This is a genomic window from Chitinophaga agri (assembly GCF_010093065.1).
GTDB lineage: Bacteria > Bacteroidota > Bacteroidia > Chitinophagales > Chitinophagaceae > Chitinophaga > Chitinophaga agri.
Genome location: NZ_CP048113.1, coordinates 1,579,118 through 1,591,519, shown reverse-complemented (window position 1 = coordinate 1,591,519; position 12,402 = coordinate 1,579,118). Strand labels below are relative to the sequence as shown.

At 42.5% G+C, this 12,402-nt stretch carries 12 protein-coding genes; 7 read left to right on the top strand and 5 right to left on the bottom strand.

Annotation, left to right across the window (positions count from 1 at the left end):
* Positions 1-85: 85 nt before the first annotated feature.
* The 4 genes from GWR21_RS05900 to GWR21_RS05885 all read right to left on the bottom strand — a co-directional run bounded on the left by GWR21_RS05900 (position 86) and on the right by GWR21_RS05885 (position 3,467).
* Positions 86-1,201: a PI-PLC domain-containing protein gene (locus GWR21_RS05900; RefSeq protein ID WP_162330841.1), complete on the bottom strand. Its 1,116-nt coding sequence runs from the start codon at positions 1,199-1,201 to the stop codon at positions 86-88.
* 2 nt (positions 1,202-1,203) lie between these two features.
* Positions 1,204-2,112: a hypothetical protein gene (locus GWR21_RS05895; protein WP_162330840.1), complete on the bottom strand. Its 909-nt coding sequence runs from the start codon at positions 2,110-2,112 to the stop codon at positions 1,204-1,206.
* Positions 2,113-2,400: 288 nt separating this feature from the next.
* Complete coding sequence (locus tag GWR21_RS05890) at positions 2,401-2,910, bottom strand: hypothetical protein (RefSeq protein ID WP_162330839.1); 510 nt, start codon at positions 2,908-2,910, stop codon at positions 2,401-2,403.
* Positions 2,911-3,149: 239 nt separating this feature from the next.
* Complete coding sequence (locus GWR21_RS05885; RefSeq protein ID WP_162330838.1) at positions 3,150-3,467, bottom strand: winged helix-turn-helix transcriptional regulator; 318 nt, start codon at positions 3,465-3,467, stop codon at positions 3,150-3,152.
* A gap of 68 nt (positions 3,468-3,535) precedes the next feature.
* On the opposite strand from GWR21_RS05885, the gene GWR21_RS05880 reads away from it, so the two are divergent.
* A complete protein-coding gene (locus GWR21_RS05880) occupies positions 3,536-4,447 on the top strand; it encodes an SDR family oxidoreductase (protein WP_238430219.1) in 912 nt (303 codons plus the stop codon).
* A gap of 183 nt (positions 4,448-4,630) precedes the next feature.
* Here the strand turns inward: GWR21_RS05880 and GWR21_RS05875 are convergent, their stop codons facing one another.
* Entirely contained in the window at positions 4,631-5,752 is a 1,122-nt protein-coding gene (locus GWR21_RS05875) for an FAD-dependent monooxygenase (RefSeq protein ID WP_162330837.1), read from the bottom strand.
* Positions 5,753-5,834: 82 nt separating this feature from the next.
* Here GWR21_RS05875 and GWR21_RS05870 point away from each other — a divergent pair, with 82 nt between their 5' ends.
* The 6 genes from GWR21_RS05870 to GWR21_RS05845 all read left to right on the top strand — a co-directional run bounded on the left by GWR21_RS05870 (position 5,835) and on the right by GWR21_RS05845 (position 12,398).
* Entirely contained in the window at positions 5,835-6,806 is a 972-nt protein-coding gene (locus GWR21_RS05870; protein ID WP_238430217.1) for a helix-turn-helix domain-containing protein, read from the top strand.
* Positions 6,807-7,452: 646 nt separating this feature from the next.
* Positions 7,453-8,847, top strand: coding sequence for a right-handed parallel beta-helix repeat-containing protein (locus tag GWR21_RS05865; RefSeq protein ID WP_162330836.1), 1,395 nt, complete (start codon positions 7,453-7,455; stop codon positions 8,845-8,847).
* 385 nt (positions 8,848-9,232) lie between these two features.
* Positions 9,233-10,435 carry an acyltransferase family protein gene (locus tag GWR21_RS05860; RefSeq protein ID WP_162330835.1) on the top strand — a complete coding sequence of 401 codons (1,203 nt, stop codon included), beginning with the start codon at positions 9,233-9,235 and terminating at the stop codon, positions 10,433-10,435.
* A gap of 358 nt (positions 10,436-10,793) precedes the next feature.
* Positions 10,794-11,237, top strand: coding sequence for a thioredoxin family protein (locus GWR21_RS05855; protein WP_162330834.1), 444 nt, complete (start codon positions 10,794-10,796; stop codon positions 11,235-11,237).
* On the top strand, positions 11,221-12,177 hold the full coding sequence (locus tag GWR21_RS05850; protein ID WP_162330833.1) for an FAD:protein FMN transferase: 957 nt from the start codon (positions 11,221-11,223) through the stop codon (positions 12,175-12,177). Before GWR21_RS05855 ends, GWR21_RS05850 begins: the two co-directional genes overlap by 17 nt.
* Positions 12,174-12,398 carry a DUF4266 domain-containing protein gene (locus GWR21_RS05845; protein ID WP_162330832.1) on the top strand — a complete coding sequence of 75 codons (225 nt, stop codon included), beginning with the start codon at positions 12,174-12,176 and terminating at the stop codon, positions 12,396-12,398. Before GWR21_RS05850 ends, GWR21_RS05845 begins: the two co-directional genes overlap by 4 nt.
* Positions 12,399-12,402: the final 4 nt, after the last annotated feature.

Sequence of the window (12,402 nt, the reverse complement as noted above, 5' to 3'; positions counted from 1 at the left end):
AAACTCCGCTGTTGTACAATGTCTCTTGCATGCAGCTAAAACAGGTTCACGTACCAGGTGTAAATAGTTTTCTACTCCCGTGCTTTCACATGGCGCTTAAAGCCATCGCTATCTCCACCACAGATGCCGTGCCATTGGGTGTACCAGGCAGCCGGTACCAGTCGCATGTAATCAGATTGAAGGAATTCGGTTTAGCTGCGTACTGAATAAAGGCGGGCAGAGAAGGATTGGCGGCCAGCGCCATCGCTGCCAGTGGCGGGGGCTCTACGGATTTGACCATCAGTGTTTTCATAACATAACTGATGAGGTCCGATGCATGTGGCGTCATTACCCAGCTTATACCCCATGGACTCTTCTGACTGCATGAGAGATTGTTCAGGGCCTCTTGCTCCCTGACCCATAGATCAGCCACGGTATCAACGCCAGTAGATGAATCCGTGGCGTGGAAGTTACCATCGAACACCAGAGGATCATTATAACTGTACTTGTCATGATCTGCATTTAATATAATCACCTTGGTTCCCCAGCCCGTGATTTCCGATAGTGATTTATCGGTAAAGAAAGTATTAAGATTATGTGGAGCATGAACCGTATATATATTATTTTCCTCCTTCTGGTTCAATATACTAACGAACTTCTTAACCACTTCCTGGGTTCTGCGAGCAGCATCATCACTAAAATTGGTATGCGAAATCTGCAGGAAGATCAACTCCTGCCGTACGGGCTTCTCCTGCTGTCCTTCGCTGATGAATTGATGGATGTCATCCAATACAGTTGTTAACGATGGACCACGCAGACCATGCTGAAGATAATAGTCATTGGGGGTAGTTGTTTCATCGTAATACAAACGCAGGTCAAAAAAGCGAATTCCGTTATTTAACTGTGCATAGATGGAATCGGAACTATCCTGGGATTGTGACATTTGTTTTACCACATTAATGATATAATCGTACATCTCGGGGCCGACATAATAGGTGGGGGCTTCTTTTGTCCCACTGCCGGTCCATGGGAATGAACCATTGGCGGGAGCAGACTGCTTACTGAGCTGCCACAAAAAGGCGATATTTGAATAAGAGACAGTGGAAAGAGAATCGGTGAGACCATAGGTGCCGCTGTCATGGGTGCCGGGTATGACGATCTGACTGAGTTTTTTACGCTGGATGATAGGATTGCTCATCCATGAACTTAAGTTGTTGGCCATTGTTATAGGATTTCAGAGAGGAAAGATTTAATATCTTTATTGATGGAGGCGATTATCTTCTTATTATAATTATCATTGAGCAGGCCTTCCACTACGCGTGTACTTTCCGCGGCCGCCTGGACGATGACCCAGATGATTGGGTTTATCGCAAATATGGGACCGCCTATACTTAGATCACTCAGCGAGAATTTAAGATTAGTTATAACCGCAGATTCGAGTGAGCCGTCTTTAAACGTCACCATAGCATCTATCAGGATACTCAGTTTGGAAGTTTTCAGATACGCCTCCGTAAGTGGCACTACTGATCCAAAACTTGCTTTGCCCTCCAGATCAACAGATGCTGAGTTTAAGATAGCCACGAGACGATAATTACCGTCCCCCAATGGCGCCACCGCAGCATAACTGGCATAAATAGAATCAAGCCCTCTGCATGCCGTTAACTGTACCGTGAGAGCCTTCCATTTCAAGCTTTGTGCCAGTAAAGCAGAGGCGATTGCTCCCGCATTAGCGGTAAATACCGAATTGAGCAACATCTGGCAGATCGCCGGCCCTGAATAAACAAAAAAGTCGAAGCTGACATCGGCTGCAAACTGGTTCGCAGCAAGAAATGCTGTGAACGCAGGTGTATTGGAAACCTCAGTGATACGGGTTTTGTAATGACCTGTACCTAATTCAAAGTGAATCATGTTGCCGCCAAATGTGACAGTACCCTTTGACTGTTTAAAGAAACATTCGCCTTTGTCTTTGGTAGTACATTTCTGCTTGTCGTATTCGTAGGCATTCACTGCGATATCTGACAATCCCTCTAGACAAGTTGTCGAGAAGGAATAATTGCCGGCATTTCCTGTAAGGTTGTTAAGATACATGCCCGCTTTTGTATTAAAACTGACATTTTCATTTACGTTGGTCATAGTTTTTATTAAAGTAGTTATTCGTGAAACAATAGGTGAGGGTGGAAGGATAACAATCAGGCTAACTAGTCATATATCATCAATAGGGTCTAATAGTAATTTACAGATAAAAAAGATTATCAAAAAATAAATCATGGATTTACATCTACATCGTCATACCGGAATGACAACATACGGCACGTGGAATATGATAAAACGGCTTTCAATTATTGAAAATCAGGGATAATTCGCGTGAATCTGCGTTGCTACCGGGCACTAAAGCGGGAAGGCCGGAGTATTTGAAGTGCACTACATCCGCATGAGGATCTTCTTTGCCCTCGAGATAAATGCGGGCGTCTCATTTTCGATGTTACTCTCGATAATGAGCCTGAGTTCTCCCTTGATGTCAGGATAGATCTTTGAGAGATTTTCGAGGACAGTAAGTGAAAACGCTTTCACGGCTGCTTTCTCCGTAGGGTCACTGATATAATTAAAACAGTGATTCATTACTATTCCATGGTACTCCTCCGGAATGGGGAGTGACTGTAAAGCACGAACGGTATTTCTTTTTACTGCGGATATCAGATCCGGTTTCTCCAGGTTATCAAGTAAAACAGGCAGGTGTTTTTTAGCAAGCTCCGGATGAACCTCCAATACATAACTTAATGGCCATGCGGCCATTTGTACCACGCGGTATTCCCCGTGGATAAATAACTGAACCAGCTGTGCAAACCTTTCTTCAGAACTGCCGATCCAGGCTACGATCCGCATGCAATTTGCTTTGCTATGCTCTTTCAATAGTTCATCACGTAAGTTCATATGTTGCCGAATCTGAGACAAGATTATCAATAAAATGGTCGTTTTCTTTGATGTTGACTGGTAATGAAGTGGTGCGAGTCGCCTTCCTCAAAAATTCCAATCCAGCGGTTTTCATATTGGTATGATAGCCGGTAATTTTCAGCAACGGAAAGCATCCGCAAGTGCTTTCCCTTTGCAATAGATCCTGCTTCGGAACAGTCTTTTGTTAACGGTGGAAGCCTTATCTTACCTTGATCAGCTTATTTGATACTTTTTCTTTTCCAAGCTGCAATATCAATTAATAAAGGACACAGGCTTTTTCCAAAATCAGTGAGTGCATACTCTACCCGGGGAGGAAGCTCCTTGTATTCTTTTCTGCTGATCAAGCCATCAGCTTCAAGTTCTCTCAGCTGCTCAGTTAACACCTTTTTTGAAATAGAAGGTATCCTGACCTGGATTTCGCCAAAACGTCTGGTATTTTTGGAAAGCACATGTAAAATGGTCGACTTCCACCGCCCTCCAAAGAGGGCTATCGTTGCTGTAACACCACAGTCAGTATGGTCTGAGTTATTTCCCATTAGTCACTTTTAGGTTACCACTTTTTGTCCTGTTACCATAGGCAAGGGTAACTTTTCAAAATCAATATATGTTTCTTTGCATAACAAAAGTAACTAATCTTAAAGCAAAAAATATGATTTTGATAACCGGCGCAACGGGGAATTTAGGTAAGGCCACCATTAGTTCGTTACTGAGCAGGGGTGTATCCCCAAACGATATTACTGCATTGGTGAGAGATGAAACCAGGGCAGCAGAATTAAGATCGAAAGGACTTCAGATAAAAATTGGAGACTATCAGGATTTTGGTTCTTTAAAAAGTGCGTTCCAGGACGTCGATAAGCTGCTGCTTATCTCATCTTCATCAGATATAGACAAAAGGTTTGAGCAGCACAAAAATGCGATCAATGCAGCCAGGGAAACTGGTGTTGGGCATATTATCTATACGAGCTTTGATATGAAAAATTTACAGCAAAGTTTAATGGGTGAGGATGTTCGATATCATGCATACACAGCTGACTATCTAAAGAAAACAGCTATTCCCTATACGTTAATGGATAATACCATGTATGCTGACATGATTCCCTTGTTATCTGGAAAGGATATATTAAATAAAGGTATTTCCATTCCAGCCGGAGACGGCAAAACTCCCTTTTTGCCAATAGCAGAAATGGCTGAAGCGATAGCTGTTGTACTGACAACTCCGGGACATGAGCATAAAGAATATGTCATCGCTGCAGAAACCGCTTACTCGTTCGCAGATATTGCTGACCTGCTATCAGATATCACCGGGGAAACAATAACTTATCACCAACCAGAGGTAAGTTCATATATCTCATGGCTTATCCAGACCGGTGTTTCTGAAGATGATGCAGCGTATATCTCAAGGTTCTGTGTAGCGATTGCTAAAGGAGAATTTGATACCAATAAAAGTGATGTGAAACAACTGCTAGGCAGGAGTCCGGTCGGTTTAAAAGATTTTTTGCAAAAAATATACAGTTAATTGTTTCGTCCGGGTCTTTAATCCAGACACGGATGTGCTTTATAAGGTGGTGGGTCATTACCTGGAAATCGTTTTGAGCAATAATTGCCCGGAATAATAACTTTTATTATCCCGGGCAGCTTTCTCCTTATGTTAAAGAAATTCTACGTGATATTATTGTACTGTCAACCTTTTTTACATTGATCAGGATACCTGTTGGTGCTCACTAGTCCAGGCTTTGATAGAGGCTTTTAGCTCTTCCTCGGTTTCAGGTAGCTGGACTTTCAGCGATTGATCAACACGTGCCTGAACACTATCTACAAAAGGTTTGAATGCTTCGTTATATTTGATAAAGGCGGTTTGATGATCGCCTGTCTCGTGAAGCAGTTTAGCTAACAGCGTTGCACCTTGCATAGCCAGGCTGGTACCCATTCCAGTGAAGAAGCTCGGGGCATAGGCCGCATCGCCAATCAACGCTATACGCCCCTTTGTCCAGGACGGCATTTTGATCTGGCAGGCTTCATCAAAATACAGGTCATCAGCATCAACCATGGCATCCAGAATATCCGGAATTTTCCAATGGGTGTTACCGCCGAAATAATCCCTTAAAATCTGCCTGGGCTGCTCACGATCCCGGTAGTTCCAATCCAGTTTAGGTGCGCGAAATATAAGTATGGCGTTCGCCGCATCTTTAAACTGAAAGATCACCGCCTGTTTACCCAACTCACGATACACAATACCTGTAGATTTGGGGCGGCCTGTCTGAATATGATCAGCCGCTGCAAATGCAAAATACACCCCCAGGAACTTCTTAAAGCCTTCTTCTGGCCCAAAGACGAGTTTTCTGACTGCAGAATGCGTGCCATCAGCGCCAAATACAAGATCGTACACCTTGCTTTCGCCTTTCTCGAATGACACTTCCACATGATCCTCCTGCTGCCTTATACCAGATATACTATTGCCAAAAATGATCGCTACTTCATCTTTTGGGATTGCCTCGTACAGGATCTTAACCAGGTCGCCACGGTGAATCTCGATATCACCCAAATATTCCGGTAATGTGTTAATGGCAAACTTTGCCAATGTTTGATCTTCGGCATCTACAATCTCATCTGTATGTACGAATTCATTGGCTTTAATCTCGTTATAGATACCCATTTCCCTGGCTATCCCTAAAGCGTCACCACGCACATCGATGGGTGAACCCGCGGTTCTCAGGTCCTTTCCTAATTCAACTATGGTTACCTTAAAACCAAACTTGTTTAACCAGTAAGCCAGTGTTAAGCCTGCAAAGCTGGCTCCTGATATTAAAACTTGTTTTTTCATCATTTATGTTGTTTACTACCGCAAAACTAGTTGTAGCTTTACAAGTAAAATATTCGATAACCTATTATTTTTAGTCGAAAAAATGAAAGTTCGGACCAGTAGTAACGGTAACAGTGACATGCAGCAGTTTACGAATAAGCTGGGATTGTCCTTGGAAAATGTGTTGCAATATTTCCAGGTCATTTTCTTCAAGGGCTTCACTTTTTTGCCCGATATGGCTATGCACTTCGGCTCGTTCATTGTGACGGATGATTTCACACGGGTAACCGGCCAGTCTGATATAACTGATGGTATTGGTATTGTATTTTATAATATCTTCCAGGCTAATGCGGATAACGAAACCAATAAGCGAAAGCCCACTGGTCCCATGGAGCCGCCCTATGTACGGATCTTTCCTTATACAATTAGTCAAACCCTGCATTTTAAAAAAGACTCGTGCGTATCGCATGTGTCTATCAGTATCAGTGCCGAATATCTCCGGAACTTCTTACAGGAGGAAGCTGAGCACTTCGATTACCTTTTTAATTGCGCAAACAATTTTTGGATAGAGGAACTGATGACCGATGACATCTTGCGTACGGTAAATGAAATCGTGAGAAAGGAGGAGCCGGGCGCTATGAAAAGTTTCTATTACAAGATGAAAGCAATGGAATTACTTTTCTACCTTTTTGAAAGTTTGAAAAAACGCGGGAATGCTACTGGCATTAAACTAAATGGAAAGGAGATCAAGGCGATTTACCAGGTTCGGGACAAAATTGTTTCGTCATTAAGCCAGCCCTGTACTATTGCGGAATTGAAGCAAATTGCCGGTATGAACGAACTTAAACTCCGCAAGATCTTTACGCAGGTTTTTGGCATGGGTATCTACGATTACTATCAAAATTTACGTATGAAGGAAGCCGCAAGGCTATTGCGTGAAGACGATCTGTCAGTATCCGAAGCAGGTTATCAAATGGGATTTGAGAATCTTGGTCATTTCACGAAAGTGTTTGAAAAGCATATTGGCAAGAAGCCAAAAAAGTATCTTCAAAGTTTTAAGACCACCGGTTCTTAGTGTTGATTGAATATTATCAATTATTAAAGCGAAACAGCTGCGAAAAATATCTCACGACGGTATCTACAATGCCCGATACCTTTTTCTCTCTCAATAGCATATACCGTCCCGGTATACAGCTGGAAACGTCATGTGAAGAGATGTTGACCACTAGCGAGGAAATTTTTTAAGGTGAATTGGGATGCTAATCTGCATACATAATCAGGCATCTTCTTCCAGGATCGCCATTCCACTCTTGTGTTTTTTCGTTATAGCACTGTTAGCAGGCAGGTCGCTTGGCGCTGCAGTTACGGCAAAATAACTATCACAATTCGGTTAACATTGTTACAACCTCACTAAATCCATAAAAAGTAGCTGAACAATTCCATATTAAAGACAATTGTCCTAAAAATGGAATGATACCATAACCTAGTGGGAATATAAACATTTAATAATCAATGAATTAAAAGGTATTGGATTATTGGTATTGATTTAGTTTAACTAGGACATATCCGAATAGACGAATACACGAATAATAAGCCAAGCTAGTACTATCAACGTAGTAACTAAGATCGACCGGGATCAGCTGTACCGGCGATGATGAAAAACCACAATATAACAACACCGGACTAACCAGGCCGGGTCATTTAAAACATATCCTAATAGAATGAAGAACTTCAAATGTTATGCGCAATCCGTGATTGCGGCTGGTATCGTATTGTTTGCCATTAGTTGCAAGAAAGACGCCGTAATTGACGAAAAACTTACCGCAGATCAGAAACTGGCAGTCACCACTGCTACTACAGGCAGGGAGTTTACACTGACTCCGGACGCCAACGGACGATTAGTCATCGACAACACTAATAAAACCTATCAGCCTGGAGATATTATTAACCTGAGTGGCACATTTAAGTCCATACAGGTAGTTAATACTTCCGGTAGCGCCTCTGCACCTATCACCATTCGTAATCTGGCAGGTACTACATTGAATATTGGTGATCCAGCGTGGAACGGCGGTGGATATTCCTGCGGATTCGTACTGTGGAACTGTCACTATATTAAGTTTGGCGGACAGTCAGGTAATTCATCTGTTATGATTAACGGCTCTAAACAATCGGCCAAAGCAGCTTACTATGATCTACAAATCGGGAACAAGTCGGATAATATAGAAATATACAATCTGACAATACAGGACGGCGGTAATGGTATTGTCGCGAAAACAGACCCTGTGAAGAATGATGCGTCAACTGCATACCCTAATTCCACCATGCAGAATCTATCGATACATGACCTTGTTATCAAAAACACAACTAATGAGGCAATGTATATCGGTCATACTGCTACTTACTGGGATCTGACATCCAACGTGCCGTACTATGGTGCTCCGGCCGGCTTTACCGCAGGACATCAGTATGTACAGCCAATCATGTGGCAGAATGTTAAGATTTACAATAATCTTGTCAAAGATATAGGCCTTGATGGTATACAGACTTCTGCCATAGACAGACTCGAAGTATTTAATAACGAAGTAAGCAACTGGGCTATTCAGAAGAACTATGCACACAATGGTGGCATCCTGATTGGAGGAAGAACGACTAATACGAACACGCATGATAATTATGTTCATGACGGCTGGGGAGAATTATGTCAGTTTTATGGCTCAGGCGCAAACGGCGCGACGCACATCTTTGTTAATAATCTCTTCCGCAATTGTCAGCTGGACGGCGTTAGCATGAGAGGGAGCGATAATGCAATTGTTACTTTCTCTAATAATACCATTGCCTATACCACAGGGAACAGTCTCCGGATCAACGGCTACGGTGGACAAACAGGATTAAACCTCGTCAACGCGAACCTACTCATTGCTCCACGGAACGGAACAGGAACAATATATGCTAAAAACTACATTTACCTGGAGAACAATGCAAAGGTGACTGAGGGTACCGGTGTATATGAGAATAAAAAGTTCGCGACCAGTGCTGCAGCTGGGGTAGACGCAACAAACTACTACTATCCGGCTACAGGCTCGAATGCTGGTACCGCAGGATACAGGAAGCTCTGATATAGCGCTGAATAAATAATTGTAACCACGTAAACAGGAAATCAAGTGCATTGATGCTTTGATTGCCTGTTTACGTGGTTATAATTATAAATATAGGTTGAGGGATATGTAGCTGGATAATATAACCAGGCAGATACTGATGTGCTGGAGATTGTATTGTATACTGTATCTATTCACACCAATACAGTATTTGTGTAAATAAAACACAATACATATATTCGCTATCCCCGGTAGGCACACACGGATGAATCTGCCACCCACTACTTCCCGGCGCCGCGTTATTAAGCCGAGTTAGCACGCTAAATCATTTGCATTTATATCTAAAAAGCTTAATTTCAAGCGATTATAGCATATTAGCTAACTGAACTCAAAGAGAATAACTTTAATGCGCCCGTCGAAAGTATATTTTAAAGGTCTTAATGGATTACGCTTTATTTCAGCGTTTTTAGTACTGATGTTTCACGCGGAAACAGTTAGGGCCAAGTATTCACTGTTTAATTTAACCGACTTTACTTTGTTCTCTAATGGCCCGCTGGCAGTAGAGTTTTTCTTCGTATTAAGTGGATTTCTTATCACCTATTTATTATTGGCTGAACAAGCTAACACAGGTACTATTAATATTAAGCATTTCTATATGCGGCGTATACTTAGAATATGGCCGCTTTACTATCTGATCCTAATTATTGGATTGGTATGCATTCCGTTTGCAATTAAATTGCTGCATATTGACTACGAGTTTCACTATCCGATGAGTGTGGCAGCACCACTTTTCGTATTCTTCCTGCCTAACGTTGTATTAAGTATTTACGGATCCAGTTATCTGGCACCCTTATGGTCCATTGGTGTTGAAGAACAGTTTTATTTCTTCTGGGCGCCTTTAATTAAGAAGCTACGGAAGTATGCGGTGACTATTTTTTTTGTGATTATTGCGTTACGTCTGGGATTCAATGCTTATTATAAACATGGTGATCATTCTGCGCTCCCACACTGGGGAAGGGTTCTGGTCACTTTGGGCAGTACCTTGAAGTTTGAGGGTATGTGTATTGGTGCGCTGGGTGCATGGCTGTTCTATCACCATCGGGAAAAGCTCTTTAGTGGCAAGGCATTCGGTCTTGGGTTCCAGATATTTGCTTTACTGGTATTAGTGATTCGTCTCACTTTTCACAACACTTTGATAGCCTTGCCTGGATGGGGAGGGACGTTGTATAGTGTCTTATTTGATGGCTTTTATTCTTCCCTTATTACCAACGTAATATTTGCGTGGCTGATCTTGAATATATCATGTAATCCAAAGACGATCATCAATACCGACAACAAAGTGTTTAATTTCCTGGGCAATATTTCCTACGGTATTTATATGTATCATGGGATGGTTTTGCTTATTACGATTATCTTATTGAAGAATACGTTGCGAAATATGTCTCCGGTTTTGTCAACAACGGTATTGTACATTACGTCCGGTGGACTCACAATACTCGCTGCCTATCTGACCTATCGTTTTGTAGAGGCGAGGTTCCTTACTTACAAAAAGGCTTTTGAACCTGGAAGTACAGAGCCAGTAGCTAAGCGGGAGAAGGTAATTGCCTGAGTAAATTGCTGTTTTTGAAGACGTCTTGAACTGAATCTGCTGCATCCATATTGAGCTAGCTTTTCCTTCTCCGTTTTTGGTCGGGAGTAAAAATGCGGTTGGAATGTGCGCACTAGATAAACAGCAGGAACAGTATCGATATCCTCTTCAGAAAGTCTTTAGAATGGCCTTTTAAATTTGTACTATCACATATATTTATCTTGATTGTCAGCTGTGAAAAGCTTACAAACTTCCCTTTTGTTGCCCCGTATTAAATACATTAAAATGCACTTAAAATCAACTATTTAACACCTTTTTATAATTGTAAATCTTTACTTCGTAGCACCATTTAATAAGGAAAAATTATAGCATTAAAGATATGAAAGCACTGCTAATTGCATTGTCATGCCTGGGTGTGTTTACCTCTTCTATATGGGGAACAGATTTTGAAAAAGCCAGAAAAGAAGCTGCGGAGAAACACCACATGATCTTATTGAACTTTTCAGGTTCTGACTGGTGCGGACCATGTATACGCCTCCGGCATGAGATATTCGACGATAGTGCCTTTTTGAACTATGCCGACCAGCAGCTGATACTCATCAATGCGGATTTCCCCCGTTCCAAAAAGAATCAGCTGAGTAAACAGCAGCAGCAGTCGAATGATGCACTGGCCGATAAGTATAACCCAGAGGGACGTTTCCCATATACTTTGTTACTGGACGAAAACGGTAAAGTGATCAGGACTTGGGACGGATTCCCCAATACCACTCCGGAGGGATTCGTCGCCCAGCTCAAAAGTAGTGTCTATGGAACAGGAAAGTAATGTTGTTTGTCTGACAGAACATGTGTACAGGAAAGTACTGAAGCTGATGGGTAACCGTTTTGAGGTGACCATAGTGGACGACGACAGACTGTCCGCCATGGAACATATAAACGCCGCTATTGATGAAGTACGCCGGATTGAAGATCTGCTGACCACTTACAGTGAAAGTAGTCAGACCAGCCTTATTAACCGCAATGCGGGCATTCAACCGGTAACCGTAGACCGGGAGGTGTGTGAACTGATCTTGCGTGCGGAAAGGATTTCCCGCGTTACGCAGGGCGCCTTTGACCTTAGCTATGGCTCAGTGGATAAGCGCCTCTGGAACTTCGACAGAGGCTTGACCGCCCTTCCGGATCCGGTTACTGCCCGGCAAATGGTACGGCTAATTAATTACAGGAATATACAGGTGAATATCGAGCGGCACGAAGTGATGCTATTGGAACCAGGTATGCGTATCGGTTTCGGTGGCATCGGCAAGGGGTATGCCGCAGAGAGAGCCAAACAATTACTGCAGCAGAGAGGTGTCAGAAGTGGTATTGTAAATGCAGCCGGAGATCTCACTACCTGGGGCCTGCAACCAGATGGTACACCATGGACCGTAGGCATCGCAGATCCGGATAGTAAACATCATCCGTTCTCTTATCTGAATATTTCAAACCAGGCCATAGCGACTTCAGGCAATTATGAGAAATGTATCATGATCGATCGTAAGAAATATTCGCATACCATCGATCCTAAAACCGGACTTCCTGTCACTGGTATTAAAAGTGTGTCTATCATCAGTACAAATGCGGAAATAGCAGATGCCATGGCTACTCCTGTGATGATAATGGGCGTAAAGGCAGGCATGAATATGATCAACCAGATAAAACAGATTGCATGTATAATAATAGACGATCAGAACAGATTATTCACTTCAGATAATATTAAGCTACAATGATCAGACAGGTCTGTAAAATGTTACTAACAGGAGGTGTTATAACCACACTGCTGGCTTCCTGTACCACCGTTAAGGAATACCAGAAGAATCGCCTGAATGATGGTGAAATGACACTGGGCAACAGAAAAGTTGAAAAGACAGAACTTAGTTTTCAATCTTACCGCGAAGGCGCTTCTGGCGCCAATGGCGCCAAAAGTGGCGGAGGTTGCGGCTGTAATTAAATCA

Bases quoted from the DNA above. Each gene is read 5' to 3' on its own strand.
- GWR21_RS05850 (WP_162330833.1), top strand. From the start codon at position 11,221: ATGGAACAGGAAAGTAATGTTGTTTGTCTGACAGAACATGTGTACAGG.
- GWR21_RS05855 (WP_162330834.1), top strand. From the start codon at position 10,794: ATGAAAGCACTGCTAATTGCATTGTCATGCCTGGGTGTGTTTACCTCT.
- GWR21_RS05900 (WP_162330841.1), bottom strand. From the start codon at position 1,201: ATGGCCAACAACTTAAGTTCATGGATGAGCAATCCTATCATCCAGCGT.
- GWR21_RS05845 (WP_162330832.1), top strand. From the start codon at position 12,174: ATGATCAGACAGGTCTGTAAAATGTTACTAACAGGAGGTGTTATAACC.
- GWR21_RS05875 (WP_162330837.1), bottom strand. From the start codon at position 5,752: ATGAAAAAACAAGTTTTAATATCAGGAGCCAGCTTTGCAGGCTTAACA.
- GWR21_RS05865 (WP_162330836.1), top strand. From the start codon at position 7,453: ATGAAGAACTTCAAATGTTATGCGCAATCCGTGATTGCGGCTGGTATC.
- GWR21_RS05890 (WP_162330839.1), bottom strand. From the start codon at position 2,910: ATGAACTTACGTGATGAACTATTGAAAGAGCATAGCAAAGCAAATTGC.
- GWR21_RS05885 (WP_162330838.1), bottom strand. From the start codon at position 3,467: ATGGGAAATAACTCAGACCATACTGACTGTGGTGTTACAGCAACGATA.
- GWR21_RS05870 (WP_238430217.1), top strand. From the start codon at position 5,835: ATGAAAGTTCGGACCAGTAGTAACGGTAACAGTGACATGCAGCAGTTT.
- GWR21_RS05860 (WP_162330835.1), top strand. From the start codon at position 9,233: ATGCGCCCGTCGAAAGTATATTTTAAAGGTCTTAATGGATTACGCTTT.
- GWR21_RS05895 (WP_162330840.1), bottom strand. From the start codon at position 2,112: ATGACCAACGTAAATGAAAATGTCAGTTTTAATACAAAAGCGGGCATG.
- GWR21_RS05880 (WP_238430219.1), top strand. From the start codon at position 3,536: ATGTTTCTTTGCATAACAAAAGTAACTAATCTTAAAGCAAAAAATATG.